The organism is Mycobacterium sp. (assembly GCF_046330795.1).
In the GTDB taxonomy this organism is placed as follows: domain Bacteria; phylum Actinomycetota; class Actinomycetes; order Mycobacteriales; family Mycobacteriaceae; genus Mycobacterium.
Genome location: NZ_JAXLSA010000003.1, coordinates 447,812 through 465,429 on the forward strand (window position 1 = coordinate 447,812; position 17,618 = coordinate 465,429).

The 17,618-nt window shown below is 70.6% G+C and carries 16 protein-coding genes; 15 read left to right on the forward strand and 1 reads right to left on the reverse strand.

What is annotated here, in order from left to right; genetic code table 11:
- Positions 1 to 26 precede the first annotated feature (26 nt).
- From eccCb to U0R18_RS13695, 15 genes are all read left to right on the forward strand, one after another.
- Positions 27 to 3,236: a type VII secretion protein EccCb gene (gene eccCb, locus U0R18_RS13625; protein WP_526369129.1), complete on the forward strand. Its 3,210-nt coding sequence runs from the start codon at positions 27 to 29 to the stop codon at positions 3,234 to 3,236.
- Positions 3,218 to 4,291, forward strand: a complete 1,074-nt coding sequence (locus U0R18_RS13630) for a type VII secretion-associated protein (RefSeq protein WP_526369131.1) — start codon at positions 3,218 to 3,220, stop codon at positions 4,289 to 4,291. The genes eccCb and U0R18_RS13630 overlap by 19 nt, the downstream gene beginning before the upstream one ends.
- Before the next feature lie 67 nt (positions 4,292 to 4,358).
- On the forward strand, positions 4,359 to 4,688 hold the full coding sequence (locus U0R18_RS13635; protein ID WP_526369133.1) for a WXG100 family type VII secretion target: 330 nt from the start codon (positions 4,359 to 4,361) through the stop codon (positions 4,686 to 4,688).
- Between the two features lie 2 nt (positions 4,689 to 4,690).
- On the forward strand, positions 4,691 to 4,984 hold the full coding sequence (locus U0R18_RS13640; RefSeq protein ID WP_526369135.1) for a WXG100 family type VII secretion target: 294 nt from the start codon (positions 4,691 to 4,693) through the stop codon (positions 4,982 to 4,984).
- An 80-nt stretch (positions 4,985 to 5,064) separates the two neighbouring features.
- Complete coding sequence (locus U0R18_RS13645) at positions 5,065 to 6,360, forward strand: GAF domain-containing protein (RefSeq protein WP_526369137.1); 1,296 nt, start codon at positions 5,065 to 5,067, stop codon at positions 6,358 to 6,360.
- A 67-nt stretch (positions 6,361 to 6,427) separates the two neighbouring features.
- On the forward strand, positions 6,428 to 7,951 hold the full coding sequence (exaC, locus tag U0R18_RS13650; protein WP_526369139.1) for an acetaldehyde dehydrogenase ExaC: 1,524 nt from the start codon (positions 6,428 to 6,430) through the stop codon (positions 7,949 to 7,951).
- 113 nt (positions 7,952 to 8,064) lie between these two features.
- Positions 8,065 to 9,123, forward strand: a complete 1,059-nt coding sequence (adhP, locus tag U0R18_RS13655; protein ID WP_526369141.1) for an alcohol dehydrogenase AdhP — start codon at positions 8,065 to 8,067, stop codon at positions 9,121 to 9,123.
- A gap of 91 nt (positions 9,124 to 9,214) precedes the next feature.
- Positions 9,215 to 10,732 (forward strand): glycerol kinase GlpK, encoded by a 1,518-nt coding sequence (gene glpK, locus U0R18_RS13660; RefSeq protein WP_526369143.1) that lies wholly within the window; start codon positions 9,215 to 9,217, stop codon positions 10,730 to 10,732.
- 3 nt (positions 10,733 to 10,735) lie between these two features.
- Positions 10,736 to 11,488 carry a 5'-methylthioadenosine/adenosylhomocysteine nucleosidase gene (locus U0R18_RS13665; RefSeq protein WP_526369145.1) on the forward strand — a complete coding sequence of 251 codons (753 nt, stop codon included), beginning with the start codon at positions 10,736 to 10,738 and terminating at the stop codon, positions 11,486 to 11,488.
- 8 nt (positions 11,489 to 11,496) lie between these two features.
- Positions 11,497 to 12,504, forward strand: coding sequence for an Rv2231c family histidinol phosphate aminotransferase CobC (gene cobC, locus U0R18_RS13670; protein ID WP_526369147.1), 1,008 nt, complete (start codon positions 11,497 to 11,499; stop codon positions 12,502 to 12,504).
- A gap of 172 nt (positions 12,505 to 12,676) precedes the next feature.
- On the forward strand, positions 12,677 to 13,120 hold the full coding sequence (rplM, locus tag U0R18_RS13675; protein WP_526369149.1) for a 50S ribosomal protein L13: 444 nt from the start codon (positions 12,677 to 12,679) through the stop codon (positions 13,118 to 13,120).
- 77 nt (positions 13,121 to 13,197) lie between these two features.
- A complete protein-coding gene (gene rpsI / locus U0R18_RS13680; protein WP_526369534.1) occupies positions 13,198 to 13,644 on the forward strand; it encodes a 30S ribosomal protein S9 in 447 nt (148 codons plus the stop codon).
- A 73-nt stretch (positions 13,645 to 13,717) separates the two neighbouring features.
- The gene (glmM, locus tag U0R18_RS13685; protein ID WP_526369151.1) at positions 13,718 to 15,067 is read left to right on the forward strand and encodes a phosphoglucosamine mutase; all 1,350 of its coding nucleotides are present in this window, start codon (positions 13,718 to 13,720) and stop codon (positions 15,065 to 15,067) included.
- A gap of 38 nt (positions 15,068 to 15,105) precedes the next feature.
- Complete coding sequence (locus U0R18_RS13690; protein ID WP_526369153.1) at positions 15,106 to 15,387, forward strand: hypothetical protein; 282 nt, start codon at positions 15,106 to 15,108, stop codon at positions 15,385 to 15,387.
- A 2-nt stretch (positions 15,388 to 15,389) separates the two neighbouring features.
- On the forward strand, positions 15,390 to 16,553 hold the full coding sequence (locus U0R18_RS13695) for a hypothetical protein (protein ID WP_526369155.1): 1,164 nt from the start codon (positions 15,390 to 15,392) through the stop codon (positions 16,551 to 16,553).
- On the opposite strand, the gene U0R18_RS13700 is transcribed toward U0R18_RS13695, so the two are convergent.
- Positions 16,554 to 17,594 (reverse strand): LLM class F420-dependent oxidoreductase, encoded by a 1,041-nt coding sequence (locus U0R18_RS13700; RefSeq protein ID WP_526369157.1) that lies wholly within the window; start codon positions 17,592 to 17,594, stop codon positions 16,554 to 16,556.
- Between the last annotated feature and the right edge of the window lie 24 nt (positions 17,595 to 17,618).

Below are 17,618 nucleotides of genomic sequence, written 5' to 3' on the forward strand. Positions count from 1 at the left end.
CACCGGCGTTCCCTAGCGTCGCCGGCGTGATCGACATTCACGTCGAGGGACCGCCGGCGGTGCCGCGCCGGGCCGACACGGGCGCCGCCCGGGTGGTCCCGGTGGTGCTCGCGATGGCATCGGCCGGAGTCGCGGTGTTCCTGCTGACGTCGCGACACGGCTCCGCGCACAGTCCGGCCCTGCTGGTCCTTCCCCTCATGATGCTGCTGTCGGCGGGTGCGGCGGTGCTGACCGGTGGGGCCGGCAGATGGCGCGCGGAACTCAACGCGGACCGCCGGCGTTATCTGCGCTACCTCGACTCCGTGTCGCAGCGGCTGGCCGATGAGGCTGCCGCACAACGTGATCGACTATGGTCGCGACACCCGGCGCCAGAGGATCTGTGGGCACTGCCGGCGGAGCGACTGTGGGACCGGACCCGTACGGCGGCGGACTTCGGCTCCGCGCGGGTCGGTCTGGGGTCCGTGGTCCCCGAGGCGCGGGCGCTCGGACCGGACGCCGCCGGTGCCGCGGAGTCCGACCCGGTGACGGCGGCCGCGCTGGACCAATTGTTACGGGCCCACGAGTTCGTGCCGGACACCCCGGTGACCGTCGATCTGGCCGCCGCCTCGGAGATCGCCGTCCGTGGTCCGGCCGAGGGTGCCCGCGCACTGGCGCGGGCACTGATCTGCCAGCTGGCCGTCGCACACGACCCGGCCGATCTAGCGATCAGCGTCGTCGATTCCTGTGGCGCCGACTGGGGCTGGCTCAAATGGCTTCCGCATCAACGGATCCGGGATGGATCGGCGTGCCACGTGAGGATCCGGATCGTGCCCTGGGACGGCGAACGAGCCGAACTCGTCCTCGACGTCGATGGAATCACGATGCCGACGGGCCGGCCAGACGGCCTCTCGGCGATCGGCGCGACGGCGCTGGCCCGCCGGCTCGCCGGCCACCGCGCACCCGAACCGGGCATCGGCTCGGGCCCGGAAGTGCGGTGGGACAACGAGTCCGGCCTGCACGGCATCCCGATCGGCACCACCGTCGCCGGCGAACCGCTGGAGCTGGACATCCGGGAGGCGGCACTCGGCGGCATCGGCCCACACGGCCTGTGCGTCGGAGCGACGGGCTCGGGGAAATCGGAACTCTTGCGCACCATCGCACTCGGGATGATCGCCCGGCACTCACCGGCGACCGTCAACCTGATCCTGATCGACTTCAAAGGTGGTGCGACGTTCCTGGACCTGGCCCGTGCGCCGCACACCACCGCCGTCGTCACCAATCTCGACGAGGAGGCCCACCTGGTCGATCGCATGCGGGAGGCGCTGACCGGGGAGATCGACCGGCGCCAACGCCTGCTGCGTGCTGCCGGAAATCTGGCGAGCGCCAACGCCCTGCCGGAGCTGCCGACGTTGTTCCTCATCGTCGACGAATTCTCCGAACTGCTCAGCCGGCACCCCGAATTCGCGGACGTGTTCGTGGCGGTCGGTCGGCTGGGCCGATCACTGGGCATCCATCTGCTGCTGGCCAGTCAGCGCCTCGAGGAGGGCCGGCTGCGCGGGCTCGAATCGCACCTGTCCTACCGGATCTGCCTGAAGACCCTGTCGGAGACCGAATCGCGGATGGTGATCGGGGTGCCCGACGCGCACCACCTGCCGGCGCAGCCGGGCGCGGCATATCTGAAAGCCGCAGCGGCCGAACCTGTTCCGTTCCAGGCCGGATACGTGTCGGGGCGCCGGCCGGTGCGGCCGCGCACCTCGCCGGCGCCGCGGCTGTTCACCGGTTCCGAGGCCCCGGACCCCGCGTGCGGCCCGACGCTGCTGGACACCGTGCTCGACGCCGTGGCCGGGCTTGGCCCGGCGCCGCACCCGGTGTGGCTGGCGCCCCTGACCGGGACGCCGGACCTGGCGGTACTGCTGTCCGAGCACCCCGAGGGGGTGCCGATCGGCGTGGTGGACCGGGTGTACGAGCACCGGCGGGACCCGCTGTTCGCCGACCTGGCGGGAGCCGCCGGCAATGTGGCGGTCGTCGGCGGCCCGCGCTCGGGGAAGACGACCACGGTGCGGACCCTGGTGACCGCACTGGCGGCCACGCGCCGGCCGCGCCGCGCGCAGGTGTACTGCCTGGACTTCGGCGGCGGGCTGGCCGGGCTGGCGGAGCTGCCGCACGTCGGGGTGGTGGCGCCGGGGAACAATCCGGATCTGGTCCGCCGCACGGTCGCCGACGTCCTGGGCATCCTGCGCAGTCGCGAAGCCGGCGGGGACGCGGCCGGAGCCGCCGTGTTCCTCGTGGTCGACGGCTGGGGCTCGGCCCGGCGGGAGTATGACGACCTGGAGTCGGCCCTGGGGATCCTCGCCGGTGCGGGCCTGGCCCACGGCGTGCACCTGGTGGTGACGGCCGGGCGCTGGGCCGACATCCGGCCCGCCCTGCGCGATCAGCTCGGTACCCGGATCGAACTGCGGTTGGGGGATCCCGCCGACTCCGAGATCGACCGGGCACGGGCGGCCGCGGTGCCGCGGAACCGGCCGGGCCACGGGCTGGGTCCCGATGGCCTGCCCATCGTGATCGCCCGGCCCGGCGGCCCGCACCTGCGCGAGGCGGACGGCTGGCGGGTCCCGCCGGTCCGGCTGTTGCCCACCGTCCTGGACCACGGCGACCTGCTCGCGCGCGCAGCGAGCAGCGTGCCCGTGCTCGGCGTGGACGAGGAACGCCTCGAACCGGTCGCGCTCGATCTGGCGGCCGCACACCTGCTGGTCCTCGGTGAGCCGGGGTCCGGGAAGACGGCCGTGGTGCGGCTGCTGTGCCGCGAGATCGCCCGCACCGAGCCGGGCGCGGAGGTGGTGCTGCTCGATCCGCGCGGCGCCGGGCTGCAACCCGTTGCGGCGGTCCTCGCCCGATTGCGCCGGCGGCTCGACGGCGAGAAGGACGGCGCAGCAACGGTCTACCTCATGGTCGACGACTACGCACTGGCCGCGACGGCGCTGACACCGCTGGCCGAGCTGCTCCCGCATGCCCGCGACATCGGTCTGCGGGTGGTGATGGCCCGCGGTAGCGGGGGAGCCGCCCGGGCGCTGTACGACCCGGTGCTGAGCGCGCTGCGGGAATCCGGGCCGATGGGATTGCAGCTGAGCGCCGCGCCCGACGAGGGTCCGCTGGTGGGCACCGCTCGGCCGCGGCGGCTACCGCCCGGGCGCGGCGTGCTGGTCGGGCGCGGCGGCGACGAACGGACCATCCAGGTCGCGTGGACCGAGCCCGCGTGACGACGGTGTGCGAGGTCGGTCCGGGAACGGTTCGGCTCCTGGACCCCGGAACAGATTGTGCCGCAGCATTTCCCATCCCGTCCGAGGAGACCACGGCCGATGGATGGCGGTCGGCACTCCAACCGCTGCTGGCCGGGGCGTCCGATGTCCTGCTGGTCCACCCCTCATGGTGGACGGCCGACCGGGTGGCGCTGGTGGCCGGCGCGGCCGGGGGCCTCGCCGCACGGGTCCGCACCGTCGCGCGCGGGGAGTTGTTGCACCCCAACGAGGTGTTCGTCGAGATCGGGCCGGAATTTGTCGTCATCGGCGACGGCGAGGGCATTACGGGAGCCGAAACGCGTTGTGCCGAGCCGGTAGTGGTGGTCGACCGGGCGGCCGGACGGCTGGCCGCCGGCCTCGTCCACATCGATGCGCCGGCCGGTGTGCCGGGTGCCGATGCGCTGGCCGCCCGGCTGGCCCGGCAGCTGCGGGTGGACGGCCGGCCGGTCCGGGTGCTGACCGATCGTCACCTGCGGCTCGCGGCCCGCGAAGCGCCGCAGCCCGTGGTGCCGAAACGGCGGCTCCCGCCCGTCGCGGTGCGGGTGCTGGCGGCCGTGGCCGCACTCGCCATTGTTTCCGGGATGGCGGTTGTTCATGAAAAGCCGTCGGCGACAACTGATCTCGTCGACGGCCGGGTGACGATGCGGGTTCCGGCCCACTGGGCGGTGCACCGCGTGACCGACGGCCCGGGCTCGGCCCGCGTCGAGGTCGCAGCGCCGGATGATCCCGGCGCCGTCCTCTACCTCACCCAGTCGGTCGTCCCGGATCCGGATCCGGCCGCCGCCGCGGCCGCGTTGCGGGCCGCCCTGGACGCCGAGCCGCCCGATGTGTTCGTCGACTTCAACCCCGCGGATCAGCGATCCGGTCGCCCCGCGGTGACCTACCGGGAGATCCGTCCCGGCCGGGAGATCGCCTGGACCGTGTTGCTCAGCGGCCGGGTCCGGATCGCGATCGGATGTCAGCGCGCTCCGGGCGCCTGTGCCGAGGCGATCGCGTCGGCGCGCGAAATTGGTTGATCGGCAAGGGAACCGCGCAGGCCGGCGAACCGTCTAAACAGGTAACCGAATACGTGGGAGGAAAACCATGGACACTGGACAAGGCCGGCTGACAACCGATTTCGCGCTCATGCGCGACGTCGCAGCGGCAACCGACAGCCGCTCCGCGGAGATCCGCGCGATGCTGGGCGCCTTCATCGCCCGGGTCGGTGCGGTTCCGGCGACGGTGTGGAGCGGTCCGGCGGCGGCGCGGTTCCGCGACGTCGTCGACCGGTGGAACGCGGAATCCGCGCGGCTGTGCCAGGCGCTCGACGACATCGCCGCCACGATCCGCACCAACGAGCGGCTGCTGCACGATGCCGCGCTGGCACACGAGGGCCGCATCGTGGCCGTCGGCGGCGACATCGCGGGGGTCTGAGCATGGACCCCGTCCTGTCCTACGATTTCGCCGAGATCGAATTCTCGGTGCGCCAGGAGATCCAGACCACCGCGGCCCGGCTCAACGGCGCGCTCGAGGACCTGCGGTCGCGGATCGCACCGCTGCAGCAGTTGTGGACCCGGGAATCCGCGGCCGCCTATCGGCTCGAACAGGACCGCTGGCACCAGTCCGCGGCCGCGCTCAACGACATCCTGGTGCGCCTCGGCAACGCCGTGCGCGACGGCGCCGGCGATGTCGCCGACACCGACCGGCGCGCCGCCAACGCCTGGCGGTAGCGCCGGAGAACTTGTGCGGTCCTGCGGGGGGAGAGGCCCCGCGGGACCGCACTGCGCGCCCGTCCGGGCGTATGGTGGCCATGCCGTCAGAAAGTGTGTGCGTCGTGACCGCAGATCCGCCCCACAACATCAGCGATGTCCATGACATCCATGGGCGGTTCGTGTCCGGCGAGGTCGATCCCGCCGCGCTGGACTCCAGTGCCGTGCGCCCCGTCGTCGCCCAGAGCTGGCGGCGGAGCCTGGCCACGGGGGTGGATCCCGATCTCGGCAGCGCCCGCCCCGCCGTGCAGGACGTCGCCGGGCTGCGGGACAGTCATCCGCTGGCACCCGCGCTGCCGATCATCCGCAGGCTCCTGGTGGACGACGCCGTGGAGTCCGGCGTGGTGGTGGCGGTGACGGCGGCCGACGGCACGCTGCTCTGGGTCGAGGGCGACCCGGTGGCCCGGGCGAAGGCCGAGAAGATGAACTTCGCCCCGGGAGCCGACTGGAGCGAGCGCGGCGCCGGGACCAACGCGCCCGGGACGGCGCTGGCGCTCGACCGAGAGATCCAGATCCGTGGCTCCGAGCATTTCTCCCGGATCGTGCAGCCGTGGAGTTGCACCGCGGCACCCGTTCACGACCCGTCCAGCGGCGCGCTGTTGGGCGCCATCGACCTGACCGGCGGGGCGCCGGTGGCCTCGGCGCAGACGCTGGCCCTGGTCCGCGCCACGGCCGTCGCCGTCGAGAACCATCTGGCGCTGCTGCGGCTGACGGGGTCGGTACCCGAGCCCGCGGCGCCGCGACCACATCTGGTGGTGCTGGGCGCCGGACGCCCGCGCTGGGTGACCACCGATGAGTACGGCCGCCTGCGGGCCGCGCAGCTGACCGGCCGGCACGCCGACATCCTGGTGCTGCTCAGCCGCCACCCCGAGGGACTGAGTGCGGACCACCTGGCGGTACTGCTGGACGACAAGGACCTCGACGTGGTGACGGTGCGGGCCGAGATGTCGCGGCTGCGCCGGGTGATCGGACCCGAACATCTTTCGTCCCGGCCCTACCGGCTGCTGGCGGCCATCACCACCGATGTCGGCGAGGTGTTCGACGCGCTGGACGCCGACGACATCGACACGGCGCTGAGCCGTTACCAGGGTGCGCTGCTCCCGCAGTCGGTGTCGCCGGCGATCGCCCGGTTGCGCACCCAGCTGTCGGCGACGTTGCGGGCGGCCGTCGTGGCCGGGTCCGCGCAGCGGCCCGCGCTGCTGCGCCGGTGGCTCGAACTACCGGAGGGTCGCGACGACAGGGACGGCTGGGAGGTGCTGCACCGGCGGGCCCCCGATTCGGCCGCGCGGGCCCGGGCCGACGGGCACCTGGCGGGACTGGATTTCGAACTGGGCTAGGTGCAACTGTGGTGCAACCCTCTCGTCCCTAGTGTGAGTGATGACCGACACACGAGAGGCATCACCCATGACTGTTTACACACGCCCGGGCAGCGCTGATGCCCTCATGACTTTCGAGTCCCGCTACGACAACTACATCGGCGGCGGCTGGGTCGCACCCGCGGCGGGCCGCTATTTCGAGAACAGGACGCCGATCACCGGCGAGGTGTTCTGCGAGGTGGCCCGTTCCGACGAGGCCGACATCGAGAAGGCCCTCGACGCCGCGCACGCCGCCGCGCCGGCCTGGGGCAGGACCACCGCGGCCGAACGCGCCGTCATCCTCAACAAGATCGCCGATCGCATCGAGCAGAACCTCGAGGCCATCGCGCTCGCCGAGTCGTGGGACAACGGCAAACCCATCCGCGAGACGCTGAACGCCGACATCCCGCTGGCCGTCGACCACTTCCGGTACTACGCGGGTGCCATTCGCGCCCAGGAGGGCTCGCTCAGCGAGATCGACGAGGAGACGGTCGCCTACCACTTCCACGAGCCACTCGGCGTCGTCGGGCAGATCATTCCGTGGAACTTCCCGATCCTGATGGCCGTCTGGAAGCTGGCTCCCGCGCTGGCCGCGGGCAACGCGATCGTCCTCAAGCCCGCCGAGCAGACCCCCGTCTCGGTGCTCTATCTGTTCTCGCTCATCGGGGACCTGTTGCCGCCGGGCGTGGTGAACATCGTCAACGGCTTCGGCGTGGAGGCGGGCAAGCCGCTGGCCTCGAGCAACCGGATCGCCAAGATCGCGTTCACCGGTGAGACCACCACCGGGCGGCTGATCATGCAGTACGCCAGCCAGAACCTGATTCCCGTCACCCTGGAACTCGGCGGCAAGAGCCCGAACATTTTCTTCTCCGACGTGATGGCCGCCAACGACGACTATCAGGACAAGGCACTCGAGGGCTTCACGATGTTCGCGCTGAACCAGGGCGAGGTGTGCACCTGCCCGTCGCGCAGCCTGATCCAGCAGGACATCTACGACGAGTTCCTGGCGATGGCCGCCATCCGCACCAAGGCCGTCCGGCAGGGCAACCCGTTGGACACCGAGACCATGATCGGCGCGCAGGCCTCCAACGACCAGCTCGAGAAGATCCTGTCCTACATCGAGATCGGCAAGAGCGAGGGCGCGCAGGTGGTGACCGGCGGCGAGCGGGCCGAGCTGGGCGGTGACCTCAACGGCGGCTACTACGTCGCACCCACCATCTTCACCGGCAACAACAAGATGCGGGTGTTCCAGGAGGAGATCTTCGGCCCGGTGGTGGCGGTGACGTCGTTCAAGGACTACGCCGAGGCCATCGACATCGCCAACGACACCCTCTACGGCCTGGGTGCCGGCGTCTGGAGCCGCGACGGCAACACTGCCTACCGGGCCGGTCGTGACATCAAGGCCGGCCGGGTCTGGACCAACTGCTATCACCAGTACCCCGCGCACGCGGCGTTCGGTGGCTACAAGCAGTCGGGCATCGGCCGGGAGAACCACCTGATGATGCTCGACCACTACCAGCAGACCAAGAACCTGTTGGTCAGCTACTCCAACAAGGCGCAGGGCTTCTTCTGATCGACCCGCGCTAGCACAGGAAAGTCCCGCACGGTACGGGCGTTGATGGCTGCTGCCCGGATCACCCAACTGAAAATTACTGTCAGCAAACAACATTCACGATTGGAAAGATCATGACCCAAACCCTGAACGCCCAATCCGGCACCGCGACCGAAGTGATGCGCGCCGCCGTCGTCGCCAAGTTCGGTGCGCCACTGGAGGTTTCCGATCTCGAGCTGCCCACGCCCGGACCCGGGGAGGCATTGGTCAAGTTGGAGACATCCGGCGTCTGTCACACCGACCTGCACGCCGCGCACGGCGACTGGCCGGTCAAGCCCAGCCCGCCGTTCATCCCCGGCCACGAGGGCTACGGCACCGTCGTCGCCCTGGGCCCGGGTGTGGATGACCTGGCGGTCGGCGACAAGGTCGGCAACGCGTGGCTGTGGTCGGCCTGCGGCAGCTGCGAATACTGCCGCACCGGCTGGGAGACGCTGTGCGAGAAGCAGCAGAACGGCGGCTACACCGTCAACGGCAGCTTCGGCAGCTACATGCTGGTCAACGCCGCCTACGCGGCCCGCATCCCGGACGGCTGCGATCCGGTCGAGGTGGCCCCGATCCTGTGCGCCGGGGTGACCGTATACAAGGGCCTGAAGGTCACCGACACCCGGCCCGGCCAGTGGGTGGCGATCTCCGGCGTCGGCGGCCTGGGCCACATCGCCGTGCAGTACGCCCGGGCCATGGGCCTGCGGGTGGTGGCCATCGACATCGACGACGCCAAGCTGGCGCTGGCCCAGCGGCTCGGTGCCGAGGTCACCGTGAACGGCAAGACCGCCGACGTCATCGCCGAGGTGCAGAAGGCCACCGGCGGGGTGCACGGCGTGCTGGTCACCGCGGTGCACCCGCAGGCGTTCGGCCAGGCCATCGGCCTGACCCGGCGCGGCGGCACCATCGTGTTCAACGGCCTGCCGCCCGGCGATTTCCCGGCGCCGATCTTCGACATCGTGCTCAAGGGTCTGACCATCCGCGGCTCGATCGTCGGCACCCGACAGGACATGGTCGAGGCGCTGGACTTCTACGCCCGCGGCCTGATCCACCCGACCGTCCAGACGGCGGCCCTGGACGACATCAACGCGGTGTTCGGCCGGATGGAGCGCGGTGAGATCGACGGCCGGGTGGTGATCGACTACCGCTGAGTGGTCGGGTCGCACCGCAACTGCCACCACATTGCCGATAGGTTCGTGACGAGCAGGGTCACCACCGGCGTTCGGGATGAGGAGCGATGCAATGACCGACTTCGTCGCGGCCATCGATCAGGGCACCACCAGCACCCGGGCGATGATCTTCGATCACTCGGGGCGGGAGGTGGGTCGCCACCAGCTCGAGCATGAGCAGATCCTGCCGGACGCCGGCTGGGTCGAGCACAACCCCGTCGAGATCTGGGAGCGCGTCGGTTCGGTGCTGCAGTCGGCGCTGAACAGCACGAACCTGACGGGCGGGGACATCGCGGCCCTCGGCATCACCAACCAGCGGGAGACCACGGTCGTCTGGGACCGGCGGACCGGCCGGCCGTTCTACAACGCCATCGTGTGGCAGGACACCCGGACCGACCGGATCGCCACCGCGCTGGACCGCGACGGCCGCGGGGACGTCATCCGGCACAAGGCCGGGCTTCCCCCGGCCACCTACTTCTCCGGCGGCAAGGTCCAGTGGATCCTGGACAACGTCGACGGGGTCCGCGAGGCCGCCGAGCGTGGCGACGCGCTGTTCGGTACCTGCGACACCTGGGTGGTGTGGAACCTGACCGGCGGGCCCCGCGGCGGCGTGCACGTCACCGACGTCACCAATGCCAGCCGCACCATGCTGATGAATCTGGAGACCCTGGACTGGGACGATGAACTGTTGTCCTTCTTCGGGATTCCGCGCCGGATGCTGCCGCGCATCGCCTCGTCGTCGTCGCCCGAGCCCTACGGGGTGACGCATGCGGCGGGGCCGCTGGAGGGGGAGGTCGCGGTCACCGGCATCCTCGGCGATCAGCAGGCCGCCATGGTGGGGCAGGTGTGTCTGTCCGCCGGCGAGGCCAAGAACACCTACGGCACCGGCAATTTCCTGCTGCTGAACACCGGAGAGACGATCGTCCGCTCCGAGAACGGACTGCTCACCACGGTCTGCTATCGGTTCGGGGACGCCAAGCCGGTGTACGCGCTCGAGGGGTCGATCGCCGTCACCGGATCGGCGGTGCAGTGGCTGCGTGATCAGCTGGGCATCATCAGCGGCGCCGCCCAGAGCGAGGCCCTCGCGCGCCAGGTAGAGGACAACGGCGGGGTGTACTTCGTCCCGGCGTTCTCCGGCCTGTTCGCGCCGTACTGGCGGTCGGATGCGCGCGGCGCGATCGTGGGCCTGTCCCGGTTCAACACCAACGCCCACCTGGCCCGCGCCACGCTCGAGGCGATCTGTTACCAGAGCCGCGACGTGATGGATGCGATGCGGGCCGACTCGGGTGTGCATCTGGAGGTGCTCAAGGTGGACGGCGGGATCACCGCCAACGATCTGTGCATGCAGATCCAGTCCGATGTCCTCGGCGTCGACGTCGTCCGCCCGGTCGTCGCCGAGACCACCGCGCTGGGTGCGGCCTACGCCGCCGGGCTGGCGGTCGGCTTCTGGGAGACCGAGGACGAACTGCGCGCCAACTGGCAGGAGGATCGGCGGTGGACGCCGCGGTGGACGGCCGAACAGCGTGAGGCCGGGTACGCGGGCTGGCGCAAGGCGGTCGAGCGCACCCTGGACTGGGTCGATGTGGGCTGAGGCGTGACCGTCGGTCTGATCTGCGCGATCCCGGAGGAACTGACCCACCTGCGCGCGAACCTGGACGGCGTCGCGACCGTGACCGTCGGGCACGCGGAGTTCGCGACGGGCACCCTGGACGGGCACGACGTGGTGCTGGTCGGGTCGGGCGTGGGCAAGGTGAATGCCGCGCTGGTCACCACGCTGCTGATCGACCGCTTCGGCTGCCGGTCGATCGCCTTCTCCGGGATCGCCGGCGGGCTGGATCCCGCGCTGTCGGTCGGCGACGTGGTGATCGCCGACCGGATCGTGCAGTGCGACGCGGGGATGATCCACGACGAACGGCTCGAGGTGTACCAGGCCGGCCATGTCCGGTTCTTCAACCCGACCGATCGACTCGGCCACCCCGTCGATGCTTCGCTGGCGGCCCGGGTGCGCGACCGCCTGGCGGACTTCGAACTGCCGGTCCTCGATCGGGCCGCTGGGGGCCAGGACCGGCCGCCGCACGTGGTGTACGGGACGATCCTGACCGGGGACCAGTACCTGCACTGCGAGCCGACGCGGACCAGGCTGCATGCCGAGTTCGCCGCCGCGGCCATCGAGATGGAGGGCGGCGCGGTCGCGCAGGTCTGCGAGAGCTTCGGGTTGCCCTGGTTGGTGATTCGCGCACTGTCGGACCTCGCCGGCCGCGACGCCCACCTCGACTTCGCGGCATTCGGCCACGGGGTGGCGGCGATCTCGGCCGCGCTCCTGCGTCGGGCGCTGCCCGTATTGTGATGTCGCACATGGGAATCGACCATCACTATCACGGCGACCAGGCGGCACTCCCCGGGATGCTCGACTTCGCCGTCAACGTGCGCGGTGATGCGCCACCGCAGTGGCTACGTGACGAATTGGCCACTGGCCTCACCGATCTCGGTCGATATCCCGGTGGCCTCGTCGAACGACGGGCGGTGGAGGCGGCAGCCGACCGTCACGGCCGGCCCGCCGACGAGGTACTGCTGTTGGCCGGTGGCGCAGAGGGTTTCGCGCTGCTGCCCAACCTGGCGCCGCGCCGTGTCGCGCTGATCGCACCGTCGTTCACCGAACCCGCCGCGGTGTTCGCGGCGTGGGGCATCGACTACCGGCACGTGGTCCTGCCGCCGCCGTTCCGGCTCGCCGACGGGCGGGTGCCCGACGACGCGGATCTGGTGGTCATCGGCAATCCCACCAATCCGACCTCGGTGCTGCACCGACGGGAGGAGATCCTCGCCCTGCGCCGCCCGGGCCGGATCCTGGTGGTGGACGAGGCCTTCACCGACGCGATTCCCGGCGAGCCGGAGTCACTGGCCGGCGAGCGGCTCGCCGATGTGGTGGTGCTGCGCAGCCTCACCAAGACCTGGGCGCTGGCCGGGCTCCGGGTCGGGTACGCCCTGGGCGCGCCGGAGGTGCTGGCCCGGTTGAGCGCGCGCCGTCCGCACTGGCCGGTGGGCACCTTGCCGATGATCGCCGTGGCCGCCTGCTGCTCCCCGGCCCGGGTTGCCGAGGCGCGGCGCGAGGCCGAGGACCTGGCCCGGTGCCGGGCACAGATGGTGGCGGCGATGCGGGGTGCAGGCCTGGCCGTCGTCGACGGTGTCGCGCCGTTCGTCCTGTTCGCCGTGGACGACGCCGACGGAACCCGCCGTCGGTTGGCGGAGCGCAATATCGCCATCCGGCGCTGCGACACGTTCACCGGGCTGGACGAGGGCTACCTGCGGGCGGCGGTGCGCACGGAGTGGCCGGTGCTCCTCGACGCACTCACCGCAGCGTTTTGACCTGCGCGGACGCCAGCCGGTAAGCTGCTCCGTTGGCGTGCGCGGTGCTTCCCACCCAGGTGGGTATTCCGCTCCATCCCGGGTCAACGTCGGTCGCCGGGAGCCAGCTCTGCTGGTGCGGGCACGCCGTTGACCGGCACTGATAACCCGAGAAGAGATTGAGGTAAGCGCTGTGCCTACGTACACGCCGAAGGCGGGTGACACCACGCGTGAGTGGTATGTCATCGACGCCCAGGACGTGGTGCTCGGCCGTCTTGCCGTCGCGGCAGCCAACCTGCTGCGCGGTAAGCACAAGCCGACGTTCACCCCCAACACCGACGGCGGTGACTTCGTCATCGTCATCAACGCCGAAAAGGTTGCCCTGTCCGGCAACAAGCTGACCAACAAGTTCGCCTACCGCCACTCGGGTTATCCGGGCGGCCTGCGCCGGCGCAGCGTTGGTGAGCTGCTGGAGAAGCACCCGACCCGCGTCGTCGAGAACGCGATCGTCGGCATGCTCCCGCACACCAAGCTGGGCCGTCAGATCCAGAAGAAGCTGAAGGTCTACGCCGGTCCGGAGCACCCGCACGGTGCCCAGCAGCCGCAGACCTACGAGATCAAGCAGGTGAGCCAGTGAGCGAGATCGAGACCACCGAAGAGCAGGCCCCCGAGGTCTTGGAGCAGGCGTCGGATGCCCCCGAGGCCGTCGAGGTCGTGGCGGAGAGCACCGAGGCCGTGGCCGAGCAGCCCGCTCCGCGTGAGCCCGTCTACATCGACCGCCCGATCCAGACCGTCGGCCGCCGCAAGGAAGCCGTCGTGCGCGTTCGCCTGGTGCCCGGCACCGGCAAGTTCGAGCTGGACGGCCGCACGCTGGAGAACTACTTCCCGAACAAGGTGCATCAGCAGCTGATCAAGGCCCCGCTGGTCACCGTCAACCGGGAGGGCAGCTTCGATATCTACGCCCATCTCGACGGTGGCGGCCCGTCCGGGCAGGCCGGCGCGCTGCGCCTGGCGATCGCCCGGGCGCTGATCCTGGTGTCGCCCGAGGATCGCCCGGCCCTGAAGAAGGCCGGCTTCCTGACCCGCGACCCGCGTGCCATCGAGCGCAAGAAGTACGGCCTCAAGAAGGCCCGCAAGGCGCCTCAGTACAGCAAGCGCTGATCGTTTCCGTCCGCTGGCGGGCGTGTCGCACTCTCGGACACGCCCGCCTTCGGCGTTCTATGGAGGTGTGCCTGTGGGTCGATTGTTCGGCACCGACGGAGTTCGCGGCGTCGCGAACCGCGACCTGACCGCGGAACTGGCCCTCGCTCTGGGCTCCGCCGCCGCGCGTCAGCTGGTCAACGGCGGCCCGGCGCCCCGAACCAGCAATCGCCGCGTCGCCGTCGTCGGCCGCGATCCCCGCGCCAGTGGTGAGATGTTGGAGGCCGCCGTCATCGCGGGCCTGACCAGCGAGGGTGTCGACGCCCTTCGGGTCGGGATCCTGCCAACCCCGGCGGTGGCGTACCTGACCAATGCGTACGACGCCGACTTCGGTGTGATGATCTCCGCGTCGCACAACCCGATGCCCGACAACGGCATCAAGATCTTCGGGGCCGGTGGCCACAAGCTCGACGATGCCACCGAGGACCGCATCGCCGAACTCGTCGCGGCCGGCCCGGGGGAGCGTCCGGTCGGCGCCGGGATCGGCCGGGTGCTCGACGCGCCCGATGCGATGGACCGGTATCTGCGCCACGCCGGCAAGGCGGCGACGACGACGCTCGACGGACTCAAGGTCGTCGTTGACTGCGCGCACGGGGCCGCTTGGGCCGCGGCGCCGCAGGCCTACCGGGGCGCCGGTGCCGAGGTGATCGCCATCAGCGCCGAACCCAACGGGCTGAACATCAACGACGGCTGCGGCTCGACCCATCTGGACGCGCTGTCCGCTGCCGTCATCGCCCACGGGGCGGATCTCGGGCTGGCCCATGACGGCGACGCCGATCGCTGCCTGGCAGTCGATGCGACGGGCAAGGTCGTCGACGGCGACGCGATCATGGTGGTCCTGGCCAAGGCGATGCAGGACTCCGGCGAGCTGGCGTCCAACACGCTGGTGGCCACCGTCATGAGCAATCTGGGTCTGCACCTGGCGATGCGCGACGCCGGCATCGACGTCCGTACCACGGCGGTGGGGGACCGCTACGTGCTCGAGGAGATGCGGGCCGGCGAGTACTCGCTGGGCGGCGAGCAGTCCGGTCACATCGTGCTGCCGGCGTTCGGCACCACCGGCGACGGCATCGTCACCGGCCTGCGGCTGATGTCCCGGATGGCCCAGACGGGTTCGCCGCTGGCCGACCTGGCGGCCGCCATGAACACGCTGCCGCAGGTGCTGATCAACGTGGAGGTGGCCGACAAGGCCACCGTCGCCGACGCGCCGTCGGTGCGCGCGGCGGTGCAGGCCGCCGAGGCCGCACTCGGGGACACCGGCCGAATCCTGTTGCGGCCCTCCGGAACCGAACAGCTGGTTCGCGTCATGGTCGAGGCCGCCGACGAGGACACGGCGCGCCGGCTGGCGCTCAGCGTCGCCGAGTCCGTGAGCGATCAGCGCTGAGCCGGAACCGAACCGGCACCCGGTACGTCTAACCGGGTATGCACATTGTCGATCTTGACGCCGTCGCGGTGCGCGCGGTGGCCGGCCAGTTCGATGCGGTCGCCCAATTGGTGGCGGTCGCGACACCGCTGACGTTCGGCGCGTCCACCGCCGGCCGCCGCTATCCGTCCGAGGGTGAGGCGGTGCGCCGGCTGTGCGCGCTGCGGGCCGACGAGTTGTCCGACTGGGCGCGCGCGGCACGCACAACTTCGATCGAATTGCGTTCTGCCACACAATATTATGCGGAGTCTGAACGCGTCGCCGCGGCCCGGATGGGATAGCGGTGGGTAACGATGTGGCAGCGCGGCTGCGCGACGGTTGGGCGGCGCTGGACAATCTGCAGAAGTGCGTCGACGCGTGCGGACTGGCCGGTTATCGGCTGATCGACGTCTACGGCAGCGAGCACGGACTCGACCTGATCGCACTCGACGCCGATGCGGGCGTGCTGCGCGCAGCCGCCGTCCGGGCCGACGAGGCGGCGGAACTGGTGCGGGCGCAGCCCGGCCGGCTCAGCGAGGCGTGGCGGGGCCCGGCCGGTGAGCAGGCCGCGGATCTGGTGGGTGGGCATGCCGCGGCTGCTGCTCGGCTGGCGTCGGCGGTGCGGCTGGCGGCGGAGGCCTGTGCGACGCTCGGCGCGGAGCTGTGGCGGATCGTCGGCGCCCGGGTGGCGCGAACGCAGACCGTCGCGACTGCGGTGCGACCCGAGTGGCTCACCGGCGAGGTCGCCGGGGAAGAACTGAAAGCCTTTGCGCACAACATCATCCTGGGCGAGTGGACGGCGGCCATGCGGCAGGCCGACGACGACGCGCGGGCCGTCTACCGGCGGGCGATCACCACGCTGGACGCGGTCGGGCCGATCGGTTTCGCGGTGCCGGGCCCGCTTGCCACCGGTGCGCCTCCCGCGTCGGCGCCCTCGCCCACCATGCCCGCGTCGGCGCCGCTGTCCACCATGCCCGCGTCGGCACCCTCGCCCGCCATGCCCGCGTCGGCACCCTCGCCCGCCATGCCCGCGTCGGTGTCATCGCCGGTGCCCGCACCGCAGGTTCCGGCCCCGCCACCAATTCCATTGGACACCTATAGCTCTGGACTCCTGCAGCCGCCGGTCGCACCCCCGTCAGCTCCCGCGTCCCTTCCGTCGATGCCCATGCCGGACCTGGGTGATGGCGCACCGACCATGCCGCAGTTCGCTCCCGATACGCCCGAGAATCCCGAGTCCGGATCCCACGAAGACAGCGAGAAACCCGAAGTCGAGCCCGAAGCGGAGGAGCCCGAGAAGCCCGAGCCCGAGAAGCCCGAGCCCGAGCCGGAACCGGAATCGGCTACCCCACAACCGGAACCGACTGCCCCACAACCGGAACCGACTGCCCCACAACCTGAACCGGCGGCGGAGCCACCGGCCACCCCGTGTGAGATCGCCGCCGACCAACTGCCGCAGGTCGGCAGCTGATCACCGGGTGATGGCCTGCAGCTCTTCGACGAAGGCCAGCGATTCCCGGTTGTCGGTGCCGAGCGGATGGACCAGGATGGTGGTCACCCCGGCCTCGGCGTAGGCGGCCAGCCGGTCCGCGACGAAGCCGCGGGGACCCACCAGCGATACATGCCGAACCAGGTCGTCCGGAACCGCTTCGACCGCTTCTTGTTTGCGGCCGGACAGATACAGATCCTGGATCCGGTCGGCGGCTTCGCCGAAGCCGTATCGGGTTGCCAGCGCATGGTAGAAGTTCTTACCCCGAGCACCCATTCCGCCCAGATAGAGGGCCAGTTGGGGTTTGGCCCATGCCAGCCGGTCATCCACGTTCTCGCCGATGGCCAGGCTGGCGGACACCATGACGTCCAGCGGGCCCAGCTGGGGATCACGCTTGGCCGCGCCGGCCCGCAGTGCATCGCCCCAGACCTCATGCGCCTTCTCGGGATAGAAGAACACAGGTTGCCAGCCCTCGGCGATTTCCGCGGTGAGTTCCACGTTCTGCGGACCAAGTGCGGCGATGGTGATCGGAATTCGTTCGCGCACAGGGTGATTGATGAGCCGAAGAGGCTTGCCCAACCCGGTCCCGCGGTCGGCGGGCAGTGGGATCTGGTAGTGCTTGCCGGAGTGCTGCACGCGCTCGCGCCGCCAGACCTGCCGGCAGATGTCGACCACCTCGCGGGTGCGTCCCATCGGTGCGTCGAACGGCACGCCGTGGAAGCCTTCCATGACCTGTGGCCCGGAGGTTCCGATGCCCAGCCGGAATCGGCCGTCGGAGACGTAATCCAGTCCGGCGGCGGTCATCGCCAGCAGTGTCGGCGTCCGCACGTAGATAGGGACGACGCCGGTGCCGAGCTCGATCGTGTCGGTCTTGGCGGCTAGGTAACCGAGCTGGCTGATGGCGTCATAGGAGTAGGCCTCGGCCACGAGGGCGATGTCGACGCCCACCTTCTCGAACTCGACGACCTGTTCGGCGGCGTCTTTGAACCCGCCCGCGTAACTGAGGAAGATGCCGGTGCGCATCCCAGAGTTATACCCCAACCGGTT

What these genes read in the sequence shown, in the direction of transcription:
- U0R18_RS13635 (WP_526369133.1), top strand. Translation starts at nt 4,359, where the DNA reads ATGGACACTGGACAAGGCCGGCTGACAACCGATTTCGCGCTCATGCGC.
- U0R18_RS13645 (WP_526369137.1), top strand. Translation starts at nt 5,065, where the DNA reads ATGCCGTCAGAAAGTGTGTGCGTCGTGACCGCAGATCCGCCCCACAAC.
- exaC (WP_526369139.1), top strand. Translation starts at nt 6,428, where the DNA reads ATGACTGTTTACACACGCCCGGGCAGCGCTGATGCCCTCATGACTTTC.
- cobC (WP_526369147.1), top strand. Translation starts at nt 11,497, where the DNA reads ATGGGAATCGACCATCACTATCACGGCGACCAGGCGGCACTCCCCGGG.
- glpK (WP_526369143.1), top strand. Translation starts at nt 9,215, where the DNA reads ATGACCGACTTCGTCGCGGCCATCGATCAGGGCACCACCAGCACCCGG.
- U0R18_RS13690 (WP_526369153.1), top strand. Translation starts at nt 15,106, where the DNA reads ATGCACATTGTCGATCTTGACGCCGTCGCGGTGCGCGCGGTGGCCGGC.
- U0R18_RS13700 (WP_526369157.1), bottom strand. Translation starts at nt 17,594, where the DNA reads ATGCGCACCGGCATCTTCCTCAGTTACGCGGGCGGGTTCAAAGACGCC.
- U0R18_RS13640 (WP_526369135.1), top strand. Translation starts at nt 4,691, where the DNA reads ATGGACCCCGTCCTGTCCTACGATTTCGCCGAGATCGAATTCTCGGTG.
- adhP (WP_526369141.1), top strand. Translation starts at nt 8,065, where the DNA reads ATGACCCAAACCCTGAACGCCCAATCCGGCACCGCGACCGAAGTGATG.